General features: G+C 58.1%; 24 protein-coding genes, 1 pseudogene and 1 riboswitch. Of the genes and pseudogenes, 19 read left to right on the top strand and 6 right to left on the bottom strand.

Annotated elements, in window-relative coordinates:
- Positions 1 to 50: 50 nt before the first annotated feature.
- Positions 51 to 755, top strand: coding sequence for an aspartate/glutamate racemase family protein (locus tag B8783_RS12560; RefSeq protein WP_084420457.1), 705 nt, complete (start codon positions 51 to 53; stop codon positions 753 to 755).
- On the opposite strand, the gene B8783_RS12555 is transcribed toward B8783_RS12560, so the two are convergent.
- Positions 752 to 1,738 carry an acyl-CoA thioester hydrolase/BAAT C-terminal domain-containing protein gene (locus tag B8783_RS12555; RefSeq protein WP_084420456.1) on the bottom strand — a complete coding sequence of 329 codons (987 nt, stop codon included), beginning with the start codon at positions 1,736 to 1,738 and terminating at the stop codon, positions 752 to 754. The genes B8783_RS12560 and B8783_RS12555 overlap by 4 nt on opposite strands.
- A 120-nt stretch (positions 1,739 to 1,858) precedes the next feature.
- Here B8783_RS12555 and B8783_RS12550 point away from each other — a divergent pair, with 120 nt between their 5' ends.
- Together B8783_RS12550 and B8783_RS12545 are read left to right on the top strand one after the other, a co-directional pair.
- Complete coding sequence (locus B8783_RS12550; RefSeq protein ID WP_084420455.1) at positions 1,859 to 2,581, top strand: hypothetical protein; 723 nt, start codon at positions 1,859 to 1,861, stop codon at positions 2,579 to 2,581.
- A gap of 153 nt (positions 2,582 to 2,734) precedes the next feature.
- A complete protein-coding gene (locus B8783_RS12545; protein ID WP_084420454.1) occupies positions 2,735 to 4,009 on the top strand; it encodes an alkaline phosphatase family protein in 1,275 nt (424 codons plus the stop codon).
- Positions 4,010 to 4,077: 68 nt separating this feature from the next.
- On the opposite strand, the gene B8783_RS12540 is transcribed toward B8783_RS12545, so the two are convergent.
- Positions 4,078 to 4,908, bottom strand: coding sequence for an arylamine N-acetyltransferase family protein (locus B8783_RS12540; RefSeq protein WP_084420453.1), 831 nt, complete (start codon positions 4,906 to 4,908; stop codon positions 4,078 to 4,080).
- A gap of 85 nt (positions 4,909 to 4,993) precedes the next feature.
- Positions 4,994 to 5,131: riboswitch (TPP riboswitch) on the top strand.
- On the opposite strand from B8783_RS12540, the gene B8783_RS12535 reads away from it, so the two are divergent.
- The 10 genes from B8783_RS12535 (at position 5,126) to B8783_RS18375 (ending at position 11,854) form a co-directional block, all read left to right on the top strand.
- The gene (locus tag B8783_RS12535; RefSeq protein WP_084420452.1) at positions 5,126 to 5,548 is read left to right on the top strand and encodes a DUF1801 domain-containing protein; all 423 of its coding nucleotides are present in this window, start codon (positions 5,126 to 5,128) and stop codon (positions 5,546 to 5,548) included. Its footprint overlaps the riboswitch before it by 6 nt.
- On the top strand, positions 5,545 to 5,919 hold the full coding sequence (locus B8783_RS12530) for a ribonuclease E inhibitor RraB (protein ID WP_084420451.1): 375 nt from the start codon (positions 5,545 to 5,547) through the stop codon (positions 5,917 to 5,919). The genes B8783_RS12535 and B8783_RS12530 overlap by 4 nt, the downstream gene beginning before the upstream one ends.
- On the top strand, positions 5,916 to 7,793 hold the full coding sequence (thiC, locus tag B8783_RS12525; RefSeq protein ID WP_084420450.1) for a phosphomethylpyrimidine synthase ThiC: 1,878 nt from the start codon (positions 5,916 to 5,918) through the stop codon (positions 7,791 to 7,793). Before B8783_RS12530 ends, thiC begins: the two co-directional genes overlap by 4 nt.
- Entirely contained in the window at positions 7,777 to 8,133 is a 357-nt protein-coding gene (locus tag B8783_RS12520; protein ID WP_084420449.1) for a hypothetical protein, read from the top strand. Before thiC ends, B8783_RS12520 begins: the two co-directional genes overlap by 17 nt.
- The gene (locus B8783_RS12515; RefSeq protein WP_084420448.1) at positions 8,117 to 8,299 is read left to right on the top strand and encodes a hypothetical protein; all 183 of its coding nucleotides are present in this window, start codon (positions 8,117 to 8,119) and stop codon (positions 8,297 to 8,299) included. Before B8783_RS12520 ends, B8783_RS12515 begins: the two co-directional genes overlap by 17 nt.
- A gap of 140 nt (positions 8,300 to 8,439) precedes the next feature.
- Positions 8,440 to 9,987, top strand: coding sequence for an anti-phage dCTP deaminase (locus B8783_RS12510; RefSeq protein WP_084420447.1), 1,548 nt, complete (start codon positions 8,440 to 8,442; stop codon positions 9,985 to 9,987).
- A gap of 4 nt (positions 9,988 to 9,991) precedes the next feature.
- Entirely contained in the window at positions 9,992 to 10,168 is a 177-nt protein-coding gene (locus B8783_RS18525) for a hypothetical protein (RefSeq protein ID WP_169711789.1), read from the top strand.
- A 333-nt stretch (positions 10,169 to 10,501) separates the two neighbouring features.
- Positions 10,502 to 10,645, top strand: a complete 144-nt coding sequence (locus B8783_RS18520) for a hypothetical protein (protein ID WP_169711788.1) — start codon at positions 10,502 to 10,504, stop codon at positions 10,643 to 10,645.
- 268 nt (positions 10,646 to 10,913) lie between these two features.
- The gene (locus B8783_RS12505) at positions 10,914 to 11,669 is read left to right on the top strand and encodes a hypothetical protein (RefSeq protein ID WP_084420446.1); all 756 of its coding nucleotides are present in this window, start codon (positions 10,914 to 10,916) and stop codon (positions 11,667 to 11,669) included.
- A gap of 26 nt (positions 11,670 to 11,695) precedes the next feature.
- Positions 11,696 to 11,854 carry a hypothetical protein gene (locus B8783_RS18375; RefSeq protein ID WP_169711694.1) on the top strand — a complete coding sequence of 53 codons (159 nt, stop codon included), beginning with the start codon at positions 11,696 to 11,698 and terminating at the stop codon, positions 11,852 to 11,854.
- On the opposite strand, the gene B8783_RS12500 is transcribed toward B8783_RS18375, so the two are convergent.
- Positions 11,855 to 12,796, bottom strand: a complete 942-nt coding sequence (locus B8783_RS12500; RefSeq protein ID WP_084420445.1) for a hypothetical protein — start codon at positions 12,794 to 12,796, stop codon at positions 11,855 to 11,857.
- 58 nt (positions 12,797 to 12,854) lie between these two features.
- On the opposite strand from B8783_RS12500, the pseudogene B8783_RS18770 reads away from it, so the two are divergent.
- The 6 genes and pseudogenes from B8783_RS18770 to B8783_RS12465 form a co-directional block, all read left to right on the top strand.
- Positions 12,855 to 13,052, top strand: a pseudogene (locus tag B8783_RS18770) (phosphomethylpyrimidine synthase ThiC); the annotation flags it as partial.
- Between the two features lie 223 nt (positions 13,053 to 13,275).
- On the top strand, positions 13,276 to 13,905 hold the full coding sequence (locus B8783_RS12490; protein ID WP_084420444.1) for a hypothetical protein: 630 nt from the start codon (positions 13,276 to 13,278) through the stop codon (positions 13,903 to 13,905).
- 705 nt (positions 13,906 to 14,610) lie between these two features.
- A complete protein-coding gene (locus tag B8783_RS12480) occupies positions 14,611 to 15,183 on the top strand; it encodes a hypothetical protein (RefSeq protein WP_139792359.1) in 573 nt (190 codons plus the stop codon).
- A gap of 208 nt (positions 15,184 to 15,391) precedes the next feature.
- On the top strand, positions 15,392 to 15,610 hold the full coding sequence (locus tag B8783_RS12475) for a SlyX family protein (RefSeq protein WP_084420441.1): 219 nt from the start codon (positions 15,392 to 15,394) through the stop codon (positions 15,608 to 15,610).
- A gap of 522 nt (positions 15,611 to 16,132) precedes the next feature.
- Positions 16,133 to 16,783 (top strand): hypothetical protein, encoded by a 651-nt coding sequence (locus B8783_RS12470; protein WP_139792358.1) that lies wholly within the window; start codon positions 16,133 to 16,135, stop codon positions 16,781 to 16,783.
- Positions 16,783 to 17,079 (top strand): hypothetical protein, encoded by a 297-nt coding sequence (locus B8783_RS12465; RefSeq protein ID WP_084420439.1) that lies wholly within the window; start codon positions 16,783 to 16,785, stop codon positions 17,077 to 17,079. Before B8783_RS12470 ends, B8783_RS12465 begins: the two co-directional genes overlap by 1 nt.
- A 25-nt stretch (positions 17,080 to 17,104) precedes the next feature.
- On the opposite strand, the gene B8783_RS12460 is transcribed toward B8783_RS12465, so the two are convergent.
- The 3 genes from B8783_RS12460 to B8783_RS12450 form a co-directional block, all read right to left on the bottom strand.
- A complete protein-coding gene (locus tag B8783_RS12460) occupies positions 17,105 to 17,347 on the bottom strand; it encodes a hypothetical protein (protein ID WP_139792357.1) in 243 nt (80 codons plus the stop codon).
- A gap of 146 nt (positions 17,348 to 17,493) precedes the next feature.
- Positions 17,494 to 18,537 (bottom strand): type I restriction endonuclease, encoded by a 1,044-nt coding sequence (locus B8783_RS12455; RefSeq protein ID WP_084422086.1) that lies wholly within the window; start codon positions 18,535 to 18,537, stop codon positions 17,494 to 17,496.
- Between the two features lie 67 nt (positions 18,538 to 18,604).
- Positions 18,605 to 20,290, bottom strand: a complete 1,686-nt coding sequence (locus tag B8783_RS12450) for an acyl-CoA dehydrogenase family protein (RefSeq protein WP_084420437.1) — start codon at positions 20,288 to 20,290, stop codon at positions 18,605 to 18,607.
- Positions 20,291 to 20,368: the final 78 nt, after the last annotated feature.

Below are 20,368 nucleotides of genomic sequence, written 5' to 3'. Positions count from 1 at the left end.
GCCTGCGGTGCCTCTTTTCATTCGTCGCCAGACGCCCTACACCGCCCGCCATGTCACTTGTCGGTCTTATTGGCGGGGTCAGCCCCGAAGCCACGAAAATCTATTATGAGCTGCTGAACGGTCATGCGCGTGACCGCCTGGGCGGCCAGCACTCGGCGCGGTGTCTTTTCTACATGCTCGATTATGGCGTGATGATCGGGCATTACCACGATGAAAACTGGGAGGCCTTCAAGGCCGAGGTCATCAAAGGCGCGCTGTCGCTGAAGGCGGCGGGCGCAGAGGCTATCGCGATCACCTCCGGCACGACCCATGTCGCCGCAGAAGCCGTCGCGCAGGAAACAGGCCTTCCCGTCATCCATATGCTCGACAGCCTGTCGGATGCGATGATTGCAAAGGGCGTCGCCAGCCCGCTCCTGCTCGGTACGCCCTGGGTGATGAGCGGGGACTTCTTCGCCCCGGCGCTCGCCCAGCGTTTTCCCGGCACGCCCGTCATTGCATCGGCAGAAGACTGCGATCTCGTCGGCCGCGTCATCTTCGAGGAACTGGTCGAGGGCGTGGTGAAAGACAGCTCGCGCGACGAACTGACGGCGATGATTACCCGCTATGCCGATGAAGGTGCTGACGGCGTCATCCTCGGCTGCACGGAGCTTTGCATGATCCTCTCCGACGGCGACGGACCGCTGCCTGTCTTCTCGACCACGCATATCCATGCCGATGCGGTGAATGACTGGATGACGGGGAAGGCCCGCGCCTAGAGCGTCTCTTTCAGGAATTCGACCGTCTTCGGCCAGTTCTCCTGCTGCGCGGCCCGGTTTGCGCGGCGTGTGCCACCCCAGTCGAGCGGGTCGTCGGCGGTCTCCGGGTCCAGCGCCGCAGATGGCAGGCCGCCCGCGCCATGTCCGGCGTCCGGATAGGCAAGCAGCGTCACCTCAGACCCGCTCATTGCCTCGGCCCGCGCTTCAATAGCTTCCGCCATCGGGCAGCTGGGCCAGAGCGCATCCGACCCGCCGCAGATGAGCAGCATCGGTGCGTCGATCTCTTCCACGGCGATCACCGCCTCTTCATGCTCGCCGACAGCCTTCAGCCCATTGGCATAGAGCGAATAGAGGCCTGTCTGATAGTCGAAGTCGCCATAGGGCAGCGCGGGATAGGGCTCACCGTTCAGTGACCAGGACGCTTCCGGCACGCGCCCGTCAAAGTCCCAGTTGATGCCGGCCCACGAGACGCTTGTTGGGACGATTGCCACAACCGCTTCGATCTCCGGCCGGCGGCTCGCGACGATCAGCGCCGCTTCCGCGCCCTTCGATGTGCCGAAGATGCCGACGCGTCCTGCGTCCACGTCTCCGCGTGCCAGCAGCCAGTCAAGCGCCCGGTCGAACCGTTCCAGCGGCACCATTTCAAGGTTCTGCTCCTGACCCTCGAAGCGGTAGAAAGAGATCTGCAGCACGCTGAAGCCTTCCGCGCGCAGCGCCTCGGCATCACGCGCGACGCCTTCGCTCAGCCCGCCTTCGGATCCGCCAAACATCAGGATGGCCGGGCCGGGCGCGTCGGTGGTTGTGGCGGGATAGAAGTTTGCGATCAGCTCAGGCTCGCGCAGTTCGATGACATCGTCCGGTATGGCGGCTGGCGCAGCTTGAGCGGCGCTCATCGGCGCCCCGGGCGCTGACTGGCAGGCTGACAGGATGAGGGGCAGAGAAAGACAGGCAGCTGCGCCAAGCTGGCGGAACGAAAACGGCATGGTGGGGCACTCCATCGGGCGGTATCTACGGCCCTCGCCTCGCACAGCCTGCCTCAGGCGTCCACTTGCACGCGCAAGCAATTGTGGATAGCGCCGTCCCGTCGATAGAGGAGCCTGGCCATGACTGCGCGCGAGACCATCACCATACCGAACCAGTTCAACGGACCGCCCGGAAGCGGCAATGGTGGCTATTCGGCAGGGTTGTTCGCCCAGCATCTCGATGGCCCGCACACGATCCGCATTAATGCGCCGATCCCGCTGGAAGCCTCGCTCACCATTGCGGCAGATGGCGACAACACCGTCCTGATGGCGGGCGAAACGCTCATTATGACGGCCCGGCCGGAAGCGCCCGGTATCGCGCCGCGTCCGGCCCCGCCCTTTGAGGCAGCCAAAAAGGCGAGCGAGCATCCCCGGCCCTTCGGCGCGGGTGAGAATTCCGTCTGCTTCGTTTGCGGGCGTGGCCGCGAGCCGGGTGAGGGCCTCCGCATCTTCTGCGGCCAGCTGGAAGACCCGGAAACCGCCGCGACGATCTGGACGCCGCATGAGACATTCGCCGATGATGACGGCCTGGTCCGCCCAGAAATCATGTGGAGCGCGCTCGATTGCCCCGGTGGCTTCTCCCTCCCGGATGTTGACCGCGCCCTCTTGGGGGAAATGAATGCCCAGATCCTTGAGCGTCCACCCGTGGGTGAGCCGCTGATCATCGCGTCCTGGCGCATGGGCGGAAAGGGGCGCAAGCATTTCGCAGGCACGGCGCTCTACACCGCAGACGGCAAGCTCCTCGCCCATGCCGACACGCTCTGGTTCGCCGTCGATACGGCTCAGTTTGAGCAGAACGCCTGACGTGCGATTCGGCTTAGCGCGCCGGCAAGGCGGCATGATCCTGGAGTTGGACGATTGGAATGCGCCCGCGTTTTGCGCGGATCCGAGATGTCCCGCAGCAGCGTCTGCCCCCACCCGTTGATTAGCCGTCACAAACATGCGCTAAAAGTGGTCATGAACACGATTTCGACGCTCTGGCTTTCTGGCGCAGCACTGGCTCTGGCGGCCTGCACCACCCCTCCGCTGACTGACACTGGCTCGACACCTGTCGAGGTGAGCCCGGTCGAACAGGCTGCGACACAAGCCGACAGTGAGCTTACGATTCTAGTCTCAATCGACGGCTTCCGCCCGGACTATCTTGATCGCGGCGCCACTCCAGTGATGAGCGCGCTGGCAGAAACCGGCGCCGTCGGGCCGATGCAGCCTTCTTTCCCGTCCAAGACTTTCCCAAACCACTACACGCTGATCACCGGGCTTACGCCGGACCACAACGGCATCGTCAACAATACGATGGAAGACCCGGCCATTCCAGGCGATCTGTTCAAGCTGTCTGACCCAGTGGTGACGTCGAACCCGGCATGGTGGGATGAGGGTCGTCCGCTCTGGGTGAGCGCCGCTGAACAGGGCATCAATAGCGCCACCATGTTCTGGCCGGGGTCCGACTTTGAAATCCACGGCCAGCGCCCCAGCGAGTATGAGAAGTTCGACCAGAAACTGGCAGACTTCGCCCGCGTAGACATCCTGCTCTCATGGCTGGATGCGCCAGAGGCAGACCGACCGAAACTGGCAACGCTCTATTTCGACATCGTCGATACTGCCGGTCACCTCTATGGACCGGACAGCCCGAAGACGACCTCGTCCGCTGCGCAGGTCGATGCTGCCATTGCGCGCCTGGTCGCTGGCCTTGAAGCGCGAGGTCTGCGCGACAGCACGAATATCGTGATTGTTTCCGATCATGGCATGGCGCCCATCGCCGACGATCAGATCATGGCGCTTGATGCAATGGTCGATCCGGCGAAAATGCATGTGGTCTGGGCCGGTGAATTTGTCGGCCTGTCCCCCCTTCCGGGATATGAGGCTGAGGTCGAAGCTGCCCTCCTGGGCGAAAAGGAGCACGGGACCTGCTGGCGCAAAGGTGAGCTTCCAGAGCGCTTTGCCTATGGTCAGAACCCGCGCGTCCCAGCCATCGTCTGCCTCGCCGATATCGGTTGGCGCTATGAGACCGCAGAGATGAAAGCCTGGCGCGGCAGCGGTGGTGGACATGGCTTTGACCCTGCCGACCCGCTGATGTCGGCCATCTTCATCGCCAATGGACCGGCAATCGTGCCTGGTGTCGAACTTGAAAAATTCGACAATGTTTCGGTCTACCCTTTCCTGGCCAAACTGACCGGGATTACGCCGGCTCAGAATGACGGAAACATCGATGATCTGGCGCCTGCTCTGAAATAAGAGAGACGTCTTTGAACGGGGCGTTTGGCCGCCAGGCTGGTTGAATGTCTGCCGGCCTGCTCTGGTGGTCAGCCGCCGGATTGGCGGGAGGCATGTGGAAAGAGCTGTTTGTGGCGGGCGCAGATTTTCGGCCAGAGCCTTTCAAGCTCCGGCTCTTCGAGGCCAAATATCTCGCTCAAGACCTCTGACAGCTCTACTGGAGAGTCGAGGATACGCTGCTCGCTCCGTCCCGGCATCTGCGTTTCCAGCATCCGTCCGCGCAGGATGAAATAGTGCGACCCGCGCCGAATCTTCGCCGATAGCGTCTTGTAGAAAATACTGTTCGGATCGGTGCACTGCCACGCATGGCTCGCCGCCATCTGGGCCTCATTCGCCGGCTCGGCGCGGAAATCATAGCTCATCACAGCGCCCGGCCCGCCCTCATGCAGGCGCCAATAGCCGTCCTCCGTCCTGGCGAGTGCCATGCGCAGCGGCGAGTGGCTGGTAACGCCTTCTTCCAGCGCGATCGCGGTAAGCTGCGAGCTGCCAAACCCGACATCGACGAGGTAGTCACGGTCGAGCCGGACGATCAGCGCGAGATGATTGCCAAGCGCTTCATCGCCAAGCGAGGCTCGGCGCACGCCTGCACCAATCCGCATGACGTCGAACCCGATCTCAGACAGCGCCCAGCCGAACACGGCGTTCATCTCAAAGCACCAGCCACCCTGAGCCCGCGTGACGATCTCATCATAGGCGTCCTCAAGCGAGAATGTTACTGGCCGCCCGGCATGCACATCGAGATTTTCGAACGGCACCGCATTGATGTGCGCCTCATGCAGCGCATTCAGCGTCTCAACATCCGCGTCCAGCGGGCCGTCATACGCGATGCGTTTCAGATAGGCATCGAGGTCCAGGGTCATGCCGCAACAGATGGCCGAGCGTCACCGCGCATGCAAGCGGCCCGCGCGCGCCCTCTTTCCGAAACAGGCATATTGCTCTAGGCTCTGCTCATCCGAGGGGCGCGTCTTGCTAGCGCTGAGATGGACCAGATGCAGGTCCAGCACCCTTAGAACCTGATCCGGCGGGCCAATGCATCGTGCATTAAGGTCCCCAACCGGCGTAGGAACGGAGCAAGACTTGGGCGCCAGCGTCACCCTTCCGAAGCCTCCAGCTGCCGTGCAAGCGGTCTATGACGCCTATCCAACGCCTGCGCGCGATCAGCTCCTGAAACTCCGCACGCTCGTCTATGACACTGCCGCCGGCCTGTCTGAAACCGGCCCGATCACCGAAACGCTGAAATGGGGTGAGCCGTCCTATCTGAACAAGGCTGGCACGACGATCCGCCTTGCCTGGTCCGCCAAGCGGCCTGACGTCATCGGCCTCTTCGTCAATTGCCAGACCACGCTGCTCGATGAGTGGCGCGAGCATTATTCGGGCACCCTCGACCTCATCGGCAACCGCGAAGTCCGCATGGCCGTCGATGCTCCCCTCCCACTAGAGCCGCTGCGCCACTGCATCGCCATGGCGCTGACTTATAAATGGCGGAAGGGCGGGGCATGATTGAACACGTTTATCCGACGGATGCTGACGGCGAAGCCCTAAGGCTGGTCCAGGAGCATGGCTCCGATATGTCAGCGCCGATGGTGATCGACTTTGCCATCGATGTGCCCAACGAGGCCGTCGCCGATTTCTGCGTCAAACGTCTGAAATCGCGCGAACTCGAATCCGAGAAATTCTTCGACGAAGAATCGGCGCGTTGGTCGGTTTATGTGCCGGTGATGATGACGCCGGTCTACGAAGAGATCGTCGATTTCCAGAATGCCCTCGATGAGGACCTCAAGCAGTTTGGCGCGAAGTCGGACGGCTGGGGCACATTCGGCAACAATACAGACAATCAATGCGACAGCCTGAAGAAAGGCACTTCCCAATGAACAAGCCCACCCCACAGTCCGAATTCACCACGCCGAACGTCACCACCGGCCCGCTGCCTGCCAGCCGCAAGGTCTATACGCACCCCAAGGCCGATCCGAGCCTCAGCGTGCCGCGCCGCCTGATTGATCTGCATCCATCCGCCAATGAAGAACCCGTGCCGGTCTATGACACGTCCGGCCCGTACTCCGATCCGTCGGTCACCATCGATGTCGAGAAGGGCCTTGCCCGTGAGCGCCGCGAGTGGATCATCGAGCGCGGCGGCGTCGAGGAATATGACGGCCGTGACGTGAAGCCTGAGGATAATGGAGGCGTCTCCGGCAAGCATCTTGCCCGCGAATTCCCGACCAAGCACAAGCCGCTACGCGGCCTCGATGGCCACAATATCACCCAGTATGAATTCGCCCGCGCCGGCATCATCACGAAAGAGATGATCTACGTTGCTGAGCGCGAAAACCTTGGCCGTCAGACCGAGCTTGAGAACGCGGCAGCGCAGACAGAGCAGGGCGAGAGCTTCGGCGCCGAAATCCCGACTTTCGTCACGCCGGAATTTGTCCGCGACGAGATCGCCAAAGGCCGCGCTATTATCCCGGCCAACATCAACCATGCCGAGCTTGAGCCGCAGATCATTGGCCGCAACTTCCTGGTCAAGATCAACGCCAATATCGGCAACTCTGCCGTCACATCTTCCGTCGAAGAAGAAGTCGACAAGATGGTCTGGGCGACGCGCTGGGGCGCCGACAATGTCATGGATCTGTCGACCGGCCGCAACATCCACAACACGCGCGAATGGATCATCCGCAACAGCCCCGTGCCGATTGGTACCGTGCCGATCTATCAGGCGCTGGAAAAGGTGAACGGCGTCGCTGAGGACCTCACCTGGGAGGTTTACCGCGACACCCTCATCGAGCAGGCCGAGCAGGGGGTGGACTATTTCACCATCCATGCGGGCGTACGCCTCGCCTATATCCACCTCACCGCCAAGCGCGTCACCGGCATCGTCTCGCGCGGCGGCTCGATCATGGCGAAATGGATGCTCGCCCACCACACAGAGAGCTTCCTCTACACCCATTTCGAGGAAATTTGCGACATCATGCGTGCCTATGATGTCTCCTTCTCGCTCGGCGATGGCCTGCGCCCCGGTTCCATCGCGGACGCCAATGACGCGGCCCAGTTCGCAGAGCTCGAAACGCTCGGTGAGCTCACCAAGATTGCCCATGCCAAGGGCTGCCAGGTGATGATCGAAGGGCCGGGCCACGTCCCGATGCACAAGATCAAGATCAATATGGACAAGCAGCTGCGCGAATGCGGCGAGGCGCCTTTCTACACGCTGGGGCCCCTCACCACCGACATCGCGCCCGGCTATGACCACATCACCAGCGGCATCGGCGCGGCGATGATCGGCTGGTACGGCACGGCCATGCTCTGCTACGTCACGCCGAAAGAGCATCTCGGCCTGCCGGACCGCAATGACGTGAAAGTCGGCGTCATCACCTACAAGCTCGCCGCCCACGCCGCAGACCTCGCCAAGGGCCACCCGGCTGCGCAGATCCGCGACGATGCGCTATCCCGCGCCCGGTTCGAGTTCCGCTGGGAAGACCAGTTCAATCTGTCATTGGACCCGGAAACCGCCCGCGACTATCACGACCAGACCCTGCCGAAAGAAGCCCACAAGGTCGCCCATTTCTGCTCCATGTGCGGCCCGAAATTCTGCTCCATGAAGATCACGGCAGAGGTGCGCGACTATGCAGCCGGCATGACCGACAATGAAAAGGCCGACCTGGAGAAACAGGCGAAAGAGGCCGAAGAGGGCATGAAGGCCAAGAGCGCGGAGTATGAAGCGATGGGCCGGAAGCTTTATGTCGAAACCGACTAGACTTCTCGTTCTCGGCCTCGTCGCCGCCCTCCTGACCGCTGCTGCGGTCTGGGGCGCGACGCGGCTGTTCTATGACCCCGTCGATGACTGCCTCGATGCTGGCGGCAGCTGGCACTATGACGTCGAAGAATGCTCGTTCACGGAGAGCTATCGCTCGGCGTCCGCTTCGCTGGACGAATTCGTGGTGCGCGGCAGGCTCGCACCGGAAGACTTGCAGCGGATCGCCGAGTTTCGCGAGGCGGTCAAAGCTCACGAGGCGAGAGAGGCCGAAGAGGGCATGAAGGCCAAGAGCGCGGAGTATGAAGCGATGGGGCGGAAGCTTTATGTGGAAACCGACTAGGCTTCTCGCCCTCTGCCTGGCCGCCGCCCTCCTGATCGCTGCCGCGGTCTGGGGCGCGGCGCGGCTGCTCCATGACCCTGTCGATGACTGTCTCGATGCAGGCGGCAGCTGGAACTATGACGTGGAGGACTGCTCGTTCACGGAGAACTATGAGACGCCACGCTAGGCATGAAAGCCAAGAACGCGGAATTCATGGCGCAGGGTGCGGAGATTTATGTGGAGCGGGAGTGAGCTCCAAGAACGATTTTGATTTGACCTCAACCTAGAATAACTTTCTAAATTTCTCGAAATATTCGGGAGGTGAGGTTGGCTGCTCCAAAAGTTCAGAACTTAATCAAGGGTCGGGTGCAGCAATCGGGAGACGAAGCTGTCGACCTAATGAAAAGGCGTCAAACCCCTGAACTGGTTATCGGGTTCATAGGTGCGGTGGGCGCTGGAGTATCCACATCCAAAGACATAATCGCTGGTCTAATGCATGATCATTACGGCTACACACCGACACACTACAAAATAAGCGACATAATAAAAGAATCAAAAAAGCACACTTCATTTCAGGGCGATGTGGCAGATGCTGGTGACCAGCGTATCAAAGATCTTCAAAAAATTGGCAGCGAGTTGCGAGAAAAATTTGGGGCTGGGTACCTGGCCGCAAAGGTGATTGAGCTTATCGCCGTCGGACGAGGTAACGACGGTTACGAAGATGAAGAATTTTCGAATCCAAAATCGCGGCGCGTGGTTCATGTAATCGATTCAATTAAGAACGAATCTGAGGCTGAGCTCCTCCGGGCTGTGTATGGCAGCGCTTTTTGGTTGGTGGGCGTGTTTGCAAATGAGAATGTGCGTGAAATTCGTCTTAAAAAGATGGGTGTAAGTGAGCTCGAAATTAAGAAAGTTATTTCGATCGATGAACATGAGGGGCCCGACCATGGGCAGGACGTACGTGATACGTTCATACTGAGCGACTATTTTTTAAATAACAACAGTGATGAAAAATCAAAGCTAAAGGGGTCTCTCGAAAGACTCCTCGAGGTCATATTTTCGACTACCTTAATAACACCTGAAGCGGATGAAAGCGGAATGGCAGCTGCCCAACAGGCGGCGGCTTCGTCAGCATGTCTTAGTCGGCAAGTAGGCGCCGTAATTCGAGATCAATCTGACTCCACGATCGGCACAGGATGGAACGAGGTGCCAAAATTTGGCGGTGGCACCTATCCCGATTTCAACACCAATCTCGATAAACGCTGCTTCAAATCTGGATCGGAAAAGTGCCGAAACGATGAATACAAAGAGAACTTGTTCAACGATGTCATTTTGGCAGCGCAAGCAAATGGTTTGCCGACTGACAAGCTAGATAATTTCAAATCTGAGCTATCAAAGACGCGAATTAAATCTTTGAGTGAGTTTAGTCGTTCGGTTCACGCAGAAATGGCAGCTATTGTCGATGTCGCGCGGAACGGTTCAAGAAATTTGGCAGGCTCAACTTTGTTTGTGACTACATTTCCATGCCACAACTGCGCCCGTCATATCGTGTTTGCGGGCATCAAGAGAGTGGTGTATATCGAGCCCTATCCTAAAAGTTTAGCTATGGAACTTCATGCCGACGCGCTGGAGAATTTGGCCGTGTCCGAGGGTGGCGGCGATTCAAGCAAAGTAATTCTTGAACCGTTTCAGGGTGTTGGGCCGGTGCGATATTACGCCGTGTTTGTGCGACAAGAAGACGTTAAGAAAGATGGTGCATTCAAAACAGTGAATCGATCCGAAGCGATGCCAGCTGATGCGGTGAACCTAGACGCGTTTTCGACGTTGGAAAAACGCATAACTGAGTATATTAAGGACATCGAACTCGGGGAATGAAAAAATGACGAAAAAGAAAAATGCTGATTCTGGGCAAAGCAATTTTCTGTTTGTGATTGAGTCGAAAAGCGCTTCAATAAAGAAAGATAGCGGAAGTTCTCATATTGTGCGCGATTCACGTTTTTTCGAAATGCGTGACCGACTGATCAATTCTCTTCCCGAGAAAAAGCAGCGTGCGTGAGTAAGTTGCCGAGCGCGAGATTTGCTGAATTGCTGTGATGCGTTCAAATGTGGGCTTAAGCCAACGTGAGAATTGCCTTCCCCACGCCCAGCGCTTATTGCTCGCACCACGTCAGACACATCCATCGCCGCCTCCTGCATCGATGAGCTCGAAATGCGCGCCTTCCATTAGGATCAGACGATTGAGGACCTCATCGCGGCTATCAACGCGCAGTGGAAACTGATTGAGCGGCTGGAGCGGTATCCTCAAGTACATTCAGGCCAAATGGCAAGCCACTGCCGTGGCCTTCTCCGCTGAAATCAGTCCACTGGACTGATTTCCGGGCGCTACGAAGTGCCATTTGGCCATAGCCAGCCTCTTTCGATCCTCTTTTTCCTTTCAAGGGCGCTTCTCGCCCTCGGCCTCGCCGCCGCCCTCTGGACCGCTGCAGCGGTCTGGGGCGCGGCGCGCCTGCTCGACGACCCGGTCGGATGTTGAACGGCGATTTTGCGGATCAGACCGTGTTTAGAATTGACCGACTTTTTTTCGGCGCGCCGATAAAAAACGTCCGGGTTCTGCATGAAACCAGAAGCGGCGGTATGTGCAGCGCGGTTTTGTCACCGGGTCGCCAATACCTCATCCTCACGTTTATGGAAGAATCAGGGCTGCCGGAGACCTGCTCCTGTTCGTCTTGGCCTGCGGTCTATTCGAAAGCGCATCAAAGTGGTTTAATGACTGCCTTGGAGGACTTGGGGCAGAAATCAGAATGAGTATTTGTTTCAGGGCTATTGCAGCGTGCCTTGCGGCTCTCGTCGCGATCGCGTTGCCTGCCGAAGCCTGCCGCTGCGTGGTTTACAAGTCGGTTTCGCATGCGCGCGAGGCTATCGCACGCGCCGACCTTGTCTTTACTGGAACAGCGATATCGATCGAAGACGCGAACCGACAAAACGAGGATGGGGAGCTGCTCGGCGTGACGCGCTTCGAGGTGGTAGAGATGCACAAGGGTGAGGCGGCCACAACGCTCGATATCTATCACCGATACGATCAGGGCTGGGTCCGTTGCGGCCCGTATTTCCATGCGGGCGAGACATTTCTCGTCATGGCGCGGCAGCAAGGCGGCAGCTTCATGGCCGACCATTGCTCCGACATGCGCGTGTCTACGCTTTCGCCCCACATGATTGAGGCGCTGGAACTGCCTGGCCCGGCCCTATGCGATACGTCCGAATTCCAGATGGAGCCGGACTATCGCTATCATGAGGAAGACTTCACCGCTGAAGCCGCCGAAGCAAGATTAACAGATATGAGGACGATGATACCGGAATGGATCGAAAGCTCGTCTTCAGAAGGTCGCAAAATCGGATTCGACACTAGTGAACTCGGCATGGCCTATTTCAACCGACTGAATGTGATCCAAGGCTACATCCTCCGCCAGAAGGCCCTCGCTGAACAGGCAGGCGGGGAGAGCAGCGAGGACACGGAGGCGTTTTGCGAATTCCTGCGGACAACGCCGATCATCGACTAGGTGCGTTCAACCCGGAATTTTGGTCGATGAAGATCACCGCAAAGGTGCGGGATTACACGACCGGCATGACCGACAATGAAAAGGCCGACCTTGAGAAACAGGCTGCAGAGGCGCGTAAAGGCGTGGAAGAGAAGAGCCGAGAGTTTATGGACAAGGGCGGCGAGATTTACGTTTTCGGGGAATAGTCACACCGGGTGCATGTCTTCGAATACGTTCACGAATCTTCGCGGAGCGCCGTGAATTGCGCGGCGGTGAGCCGCCAGAAGACGGGCTAACTGGTCCTTGAACGCATTGAATTCGCTCTCTGTATACGACAGAGGCGGATTCGGGGTGAAGGAAAGCGCAGCGATGAACTCTTCCGTCAACACCCGTGCGTCGTGCATTGGGCGGCTGCATGCCTGACGCCAGAGACTGCTATTTGCGCGGCCCACAGCCAGCTGCAACAGCCTGACGAAAAAAACCCGGGACGGCGCCGCATCACCCATTGCGCAGAATTGACGCAGCGCTTCAATGGCGACATCCGGGGCGGACCTGTTGGTTCTTGGAACGGTCTTTGGCAAAGAAACGCCAAGATCTCCGAACATGGCCCCGAGCCAGTTTTGATCTTCCAGCTGGTAACGGAAGACCCCTTCCGGCTGCAGGTATTTCGACAGCATGCGCATGCCGGATGAGTGAGCCTGTTCGTAGACGGAGAGGTCCATATCATAATATGTCGATGAATGGCCGGCGCCATTGGTTATACTTTGCCGGTATATCGACTCCATGAATCTGTCCCGGGATCGTGACACCTGTATAAGGTGCAACGTCACGTCATTGTCGCTGAGCCACTTCCGGGCACCAACCAGGGTTTCAGGTGCGAACGCTTGCATGTTGATCGTGATGAATTCGCTTGAAATCAGACAATGTCTTGCGTTGGCCTCCCGCGCCTCGGCCACGATGTCGTCGACGCCGATATTCCCTGCAGACCATTGATTATTGATCAGCGTATTGGCGGCTTCAAAGTTCGGTCGGAAAGATGCCGGATAGTGAATGCCACGCCTCGCCAGCTCCTCCCTCATGCCACCCAGAACATGCTGGATCGTGGTAGAGCCGCATTTTGGCAGGCCAACATGAATTGACAAAAGCAATACGAAACGCCTTTCCGATTACACCCCGCCTGCCCCTATGTGTCGCCCGCACCACAAAGACAAGACCTCACCGAAAAACGCCCACAAGGTCGCCCATTTCTGCTCCATGTGCGGCCCGAAATTCTGCTCCATGAAGATCACCGCCGAAGTGCGCGACTATGCGGCCGGCATGACGGATAATGAGAAGGCTGACCTGGAGAAACAGGCCAAAGAGGCCGAGGAAGGGATGAAGGCGAAGAGCGCGGTTATCCGATGAAAAGGAGAGATGCACGAAAAGGCAAAAAGAAAAGGCGCTCATTCACGGGTTGTAGTAGATATGCATTCTATCACAGGACCAGAAAGCTCTGACTATTTCAAAAGAAAAACTATTCTTTTTGCGGCATGAGGATGAGTGCTGGATTTGCCGTGAACGCGGCCCGTTAACCGGTGAACACAAATTCAAAGCATCAGACCTAAAGGCATCGTTTGGCAGCGACCAGATGGCTAAGTTCGTTGGAGAGGACTGGAGCGCACAGCGTCCTCAATACATGAATAGCCCTAAGTCCAAAAATGCTAAATTCCAAAAATCTATCTGTCACAGATGCAACACGAACGTTTCTAAGCATTATGACGACGCGTATTCGCAGTTCTCCGAGGATTTAAGAGCAATAATGACGGATGGTGCGGATCCGAACGAAATCGTAAACATGTGGCCTTGGAACCAACCACTATCTCCGCTTGGAAAAGATTATCGTAAATATTTTGAAAAGCTGATCGGCTGTCACGCAGCTGAAGTGGGCGCCCCAATTCCAGAAGCACTTTCGCTATCAGTTGCCAATGTTCTGTGGCCCGTCCGTACGCGTGCCACAATTTTGTGTAACGAAAGTTGGAGATTGGGAATTGCGGAACTACGGAAGTCTGGCGATCCATTTTCTCATGTTGCTCATCATGGCTTGGCGGTTTTGTTCGACCGCGAAACCTTTGGGCCTAAGTCGTACAGGTCGGGAATTCGAATTGACTGGGCGGACGTGTATTTTGAATACGAATTTGACGACGAGGAAGTCGAAGAACTCTGTTCTGACCACATTGAGTTTCTTGATGAAGCCAGGTCAAATGCAAAAATAGGTTAGCGCTATCTGAGCGTTGCGCTGGACCGATCTGTTCTTGTTTGGGGAGAGTTTTGTGTTGAACATTCAGGCCACATGGCAGGTTCTGCCATTTGGCCAAAGCTAGCCTCTTTCGATCCTCTTTTTCCAGTCAAGGGTGTAATCCTCCGGACGCGAAGCGCCCTTGACTGGAAAAAGAGGATCGGACACGCACTGCGCTTGTTCTGGAGGCTGACTTGTTGAGGGCTTGAAGCGACCAACTGAAGAGCGGATCACAGCATCCCGAAATGTTTGAGCGTTTGCTCGATCGACGGTTTCTTATCGGGCGGGCATGGGTTGGTTCGACCATCCACCGACTGACGATTTGGCGCGATCCGTCGCGTCAAGCCATGATCGCCCATCACGTGGGCGATCCAACATGTTTTTGGAACGTACCCATCTTCGCGCCGCGTGTGATCCTGAATCTGCTTATAAGTGGCCACAAGGTCGCTCCCCTCGTTTTCGTTCTATTTTAGTTATTCCGGCACTCTCGCCAAATCAACTTGCCCGTTTCCTCATCTATTCCCCAAAGCTGCTCCCCCCCATGGTCAGGTCATGGATACCTGCCTGCGCAGGTATCTGCGGGCGTCGGGGGCCGCGTTCATTCATCCCGCTGGACAGCGCCGCTCTGACGCGGCAGCTTCTTCCGTATCTGAAGACACCCGGCGCAGAGGCCGAAGGGGAGGGGATGTGACAGACCTGGAATTGAACGCAGGGCGCCGATTGGCGCGCGCGGCTGCGCTGGTGGCCATCATCGCGCTTGGTGCGGCGCCGGGACTGGCTGAGACCTCGCCTGCGGCAGAGCCTGCCCAGCAGGAGGCCGCAACGCCCGACCCCGCCGCAGCCGCATTCGACGCACTGAAGACGCTGGACGGCACCTGGCAGCTCGCCGAGCAGCCGGAGCATGGCCTGCGCATCGTGTTCAGCACGACGGCGCGCGGCTCTGTGCTGGTCGAGGAATGGACGTTTGAGGGCGCGCCCCACTCGCTCACCCTCTATCACCGCGACGGCGACACGCTGATGGCGACCCATTACTGCCCGCAGGGCAACCAGCCGCGCATGACGCTGGTGCCAGGTGGGGACGGCCTTGCCAGCTTAACCTTTCGCGATGTGACGGATTTTGACCCCGCGAGCGAGCAGCACCAGCACAGCCTCTCTCTGGCGCTCGGTGAGGATGGAGCGCTCATCCGCAGCGAAATCTATCGCGACGGCGAGGGCGGCGACCATCCTTCGCAGTTGGTGCTGGCGCGGGTTGAGGGGTGAGATGAACCGCCTTTGCAGTTTTTCCTCTCATCCCCTCCCCCTCGTCCTTCGACTTCGCTCAGGATGAGGGGGAGGGGATCTCATGCAGACAAAGACGATCTCGCCACACGAGATGCCGGCCCCTCATCCTGAGCGAAGTCGAAGGATGCCGGGAATGAGCGGCGCTAAAATATTGCCTCCCTCCACCGCCCCCGCTAAGGCGCACACCATGTCAGACACAACCGCCCCCTCCCGCCTCGACGAGCTTGAAATCCGCATCGCCCATCAGGACCAGACGATCGAGGACCTGAATGACGCGATCACGGCGCAATGGAAGCTGATCGAGCGGCTGGAGCGGCAGGTTTTGCGGCTGGCGGAACGCGTGGCTGACAGCGAACAGTCGAGCGGCGATGCTGCGCCTGTAAACCGGCCGCCGCCGCATTATTGAGGTCGAGCTTCGCTTCCTCTCCCGCGGTTCTCCGCGGATCGTCTCTAACAAATCCATCCCACACCCGTGCGCCCCGTCTATAACCGCTCTCACCTCATCTTCTGACAGGGCGGTCCGGACCGGCCGGGTGGAGGTGAGGCGCGGAAACGACCGGTCGCTGCGGGCAGGGTTTAACGAAGCCTGCCAATGTGGTCCGGCGCCTGTAGTAAGCACCCGTGGGCGACAGCTCTCCCACGGACGGTCTCTCGGCGGCCTTGCGTATGATGCGTAGGGGCAAGGTTTCGCGGGCGCGTCTGGAACAGGCGCTTATATCGCTGGCCGAAAGGCTGGCACTCCCATCAGCGTCCATTCAAGACGCGCCCGGCCCTGTCATCTTTGGCAGCGGAATTCATGCGAAACGCCAGCGGGGTCCCGCGTGGCGATTTTGGCGTTGGTGCGCGCCGCCGGGCCTGCTGGCTTTTTGCGCTGTCGCCATTCGCTGGTATACTGGCAAGCCATATAGCTGGTACCGGGAGCTTCAAAATGAAACCAGCCCTCACGCTTGGCGTGCTTGCCGCCGCCCTTGCCATGCCTGCCACTGGCCAGGATATCAGGCTGGATCTAAGCCCCGATCCGAGCCCTGATGGTGAGGTTATCTTTGCCCTGACGCTTCCCTACCAGCTCAATGATCTGGACCCGGACGTCACGACCTTCGGCTATCATTGCCGCATCAGTATCGGCGTACCGCGCGACGAGGGCGGAGCCACGCTGTCTTTCACCAATCATATCGAGAATGTCGTGATCATGGTGAATACAAACCCGCTGAGTGCGGATGGCTACCGTGATGTCAGCGGGACCATGTCGCTCGACATTCCGGTTCCCTACAGCGATGTGGAGAAGCTGCTCCTACCCGGCGCACGGGGAAACTACCGCTGCGAGCCGCGCCTTGGCATGGGCGGGCCTGACTATAATGGAAACAATGTCGCCCGTGACGAGGCGAACAATCTGAGCTACCCGGCGGCGGTTCGCGGCACCGGAAATGGCTATGTCGGCGGGGATATTCTTGTGCCCGCGACAGGCTCATCCTCGGCGATGCCAGCCCCGGCAAAAGCCAATACGAATATCGACCCATCGAAGATCAAGCCGCCTTCGAAATTGCCAACGTCGCCGCTCTTTCGGAAAGACCCGAACTAATGCGCTACGGCTACTTCATTGCGGTGGGCCTGCTGGTCGCACCCATTGCTGGCGCGCAGGAGCCGGTCGATCAAGCCGTGAGGACCGCGCCTTATGTCTATTCCGGCGCGAAGGCGAGCGAGCGAACTCCGCCGCCTCCGCCTGAAGTCATGGATCAGTTCATTCGCGCCGATGCGTTTGTATATACCGGCGCGCGGGCGAGAGCAGATGCAGCGCCGCCCCTACCCGAAATCACCGACCAAGCCATTGCCGCGCGCGCTTTTGTGTTCACCGGCGCAAAGGCTGGCGAGCACTGAGCGAACGGCGGGCGAATTGCCCTAGCTATTCGAGATTTCCATAATTTGCAGGGAAAAGATAATAGAGCAGCGACTTGCCCGTCGACAAACTGGCCGGGTTTACCAGTCCCTGGCTGACGTAGAAATTCGCTTTCTCGAACTCCTCATCATCCAGCAGATTGACGTATTGCCGCTCTTGCGAGGTTAGCGATTGAGCTGTCGCCATTGGCGCGGCGATGGCGGTTGTTGCCAGCAGCGTGAGCGCCGCCATTGTCTTTAGAGTGTGCATGGACCTCCCTCCAGTGCAGCTATTGAGGAAAGGTCAGTATGCCGACGGAGGTCAGATAATAAGGGATTTTTTTTGAAATAAACTCAGGTGTACGGATCCAGAACGGCGGCTCAGTACCAGGACGCACCACGACTCGACCCAACTAATCAGGCATACTTTTTGGCTGATGCTCGAATTCGGTCTGCAAAATTGTAGATATCAACCACGCGGTCGATCCGCACTTTTTCTTCGGCCTCGCCATCGAACAAACCCAAGTACTTTGTCGTGTCGCTGTTGAACCACAGTCTGACTAATGGCTTTCGATTGTTGTCATCGACCAATACGCCACAATAAGACTTTTGATCGCGCATGAAAATTCGATCGGGATCGATAACCGCCGCAGCGATCGCAACAGCGGTGCGGAAGCCATCCATCTCTTCAGGGGTTGTGACAACGTCTGATTCCGTAGCCTCGTCTTCATCGGCCCCAGAGTCGTTGCTAAAATCCAGAGCACTCCGAATACGGTCTTTTACGCGGGACTGAATGACTTCATTGATACTACGTTTGATTAGCCCTTTGAATTGGTCATGAACGGCTCCGGTAAAACGGCCGTCATAGACTCTTTTTCCAAGCATCGACACGAGTTCGTCGGATGGGGTGTCGAGCTCATCCAAGAACTGGCTCTTTAGAGCTGATATGTATTTCAAGTCCGAGGCTGTGCGCAGGATGTTATCGACGTTGAATTTGGATTTTTGAAACTTGCCCAGCTCCATCGAAAGAGCGGAGTCGATACGTTCAATATCAAACTGTAAGAAGGGGCGCTGGTCCATTTTATTGGGCTGGTCCAGGTCGGTGAAAATCTGCCACTGAAACCCGTTCGTAAGTATGGCGAAGCGCGCATCTGTAACGGCAAAATATCGAAACAGCTGGGATGCGTGTTTAATATCTAGATCCAGGTGCGGAGACTTGCATTCTATCAAAATGGACACTTGGCCATCTACGCAAATCGCGTAGTCGACTTTTTCGCCTTTTTTAATGCCGACATCAGCGGTGAACTCGGGGACCACCTCCTTAGGGTCAAAGGGATTGTATTGGAGCGCTTGCAAAAGTCGCAAAACGACAGCCGTTTTGACAGCTTCTTCAGTAGCCAAATGCTCACGTTGTTTTTTGGCGGCTTCCACCAAGGCGCTTAACTGTTCATCAAAAGACATTTCGGCGTTCCCCTCTTTTTGTTGGAGGTTAGCCATAAATTGATTTTTGAGAACTTGGAATGGAGTATTAATTCCCGCCTTCAACCAGACGCCGCGCGATGACCATCGCCTGCACTTCGCCGGCGCCTTCGAAGATGTTGAGGATGCGGGCGTCCTGCAGAACGCGGGAGACCGGGTATTCCAGCGCGAAGCCGTTGCCGCCATGGATCTGGACGGCATTGTCAGCCGCGGCCCATGCGACGCGGGCGCCGAGGAGTTTGGCCATGCCAGCTTCGAGGTCACAGCGTTTGTCCTGGTCCTTCTGGCGGGCCGAATAATAGGTGAGCTGGCGCACGCCGAGCAGTTCTGCCGCCATCATGACGAGCTTGTTGGAAACGCGCGGGAACTCAAAGATCGCGCGGCCGAATTGTTGGCGGTCGAGGGCGTATCTGAGGCCGAGCTCCAGCGCGTTCTGGCCAACGCCAATGGCGCGGGCAGCGGTCTGGATGCGGGCGCTTTCAAAGGTCGCCATCAGGTGGCGGAAACCCATGCCTTCGGTCTCGCCGAGAAGGTTTGAAGCCGGGACTTCGAACGCATCGAAGCCGATCTCGTATTCCTTCATGCCGCGATAGCCGAGCACTTCAATCTCGCCGCCGGTCATGCCGTCAGCGGGGAAGGGGTTCTCGTCCGTGCCGCGAGGCTTTTCAGCCAGGAACATGGAGAGGCCAGAGAAATTGTTCGTGGCCGGATCAGTGCGGGCGAGCACCGTCATCATGTCGGCGCGGACCGGGTGGGTGATCCAGGTCTTGTTGCCGGTGATCTTGTAGGTGTCGCCATCTTTCACGGCGCGGGTTTTCAGCGCGCCAAGGTCTGAGCCGGTGTTCGGCTCCGTGAAGACGGCGGTTGGCAGAATTTCACCGCTGGCGATGGCGGGAAGGTATTTTTCCTTCTGCGCATCGGTGCCGCCAATCAGGATCAGCTCTGCGGCGATCTCGGAACGGGTGCCGAGAGAGCCGGTGCCAATATAGCCGCGGCTAAGCTCTTCGGAGACGACGCACATGGAAGTCTTGCCCAGGCCGAGGCCGCCAAACTCTTCCGGAATGGTGAGGCCGAACACGCCGAGTTCTGCCATCTCCTCGACCACAGGCATCGGGATGTATTCATTCTTGAGGTGCCACTCATGGGCGTGCGGCATGATGCGCTCGGTCGCAAAGCGGCGGAACTGGTCGCGGATCATGGTCAGCGTTTCGTCGAGGCCGGTCTCTTCGACGGTGGCGCGGCCAAGGGCATCGGGCAGATGGCTGGCGGCCGCTGACATGGCTTCAGAAGTTTTGCCCTCGGTGAGGAAGCGCTGAACCGCCGGTTCGAACAGGCGCGCCATGCCGTCCTTGGTGACGCCAAGATCGGCCGGACGGATGATTTCGCCCTGGTTCATCGGAATGCCACCGATCAGCTGGGCGCAGTATTCGGAGAAGAGGATTTGCGAGAGAAGCTGTTCGATCTCGCCGAACTTGCCTTCGTCCTGCATGCGGTTGGCCCAATGGGCGGTTTCGCGCAGGGTTTCGACATAGGTGATAACCCAGGAGAGGCCATGGGCGGAATGCTGATGAACGTCGAGCAGTTTGCGATCAGGCTTGCCGGCCGGGGCGAGACGCGCCTTCATCGAGGCCTTGGCATCCTCACCATAGGCTTCGAGGCTGATCACTGCCTCGTTCATCGTTTCCAGCAGATTGTCCATGACTGCGGAAACCTTACCGCTTGCCGTACCGTCCATAATTTTTCCCTCCGAGGCGTTTTTCACGCACTTTCATCTAGATTGATGAGCGGTGTTTGACACAATTTTTGCTGCAGT

It is taken from the genome of Henriciella litoralis, assembly GCF_002088935.1.
GTDB lineage: Bacteria > Pseudomonadota > Alphaproteobacteria > Caulobacterales > Hyphomonadaceae > Henriciella > Henriciella litoralis.
The sequence above is the reverse complement of the archived record's forward strand: the minus strand, read 5'-3'. Positions and strand labels throughout refer to the sequence as shown.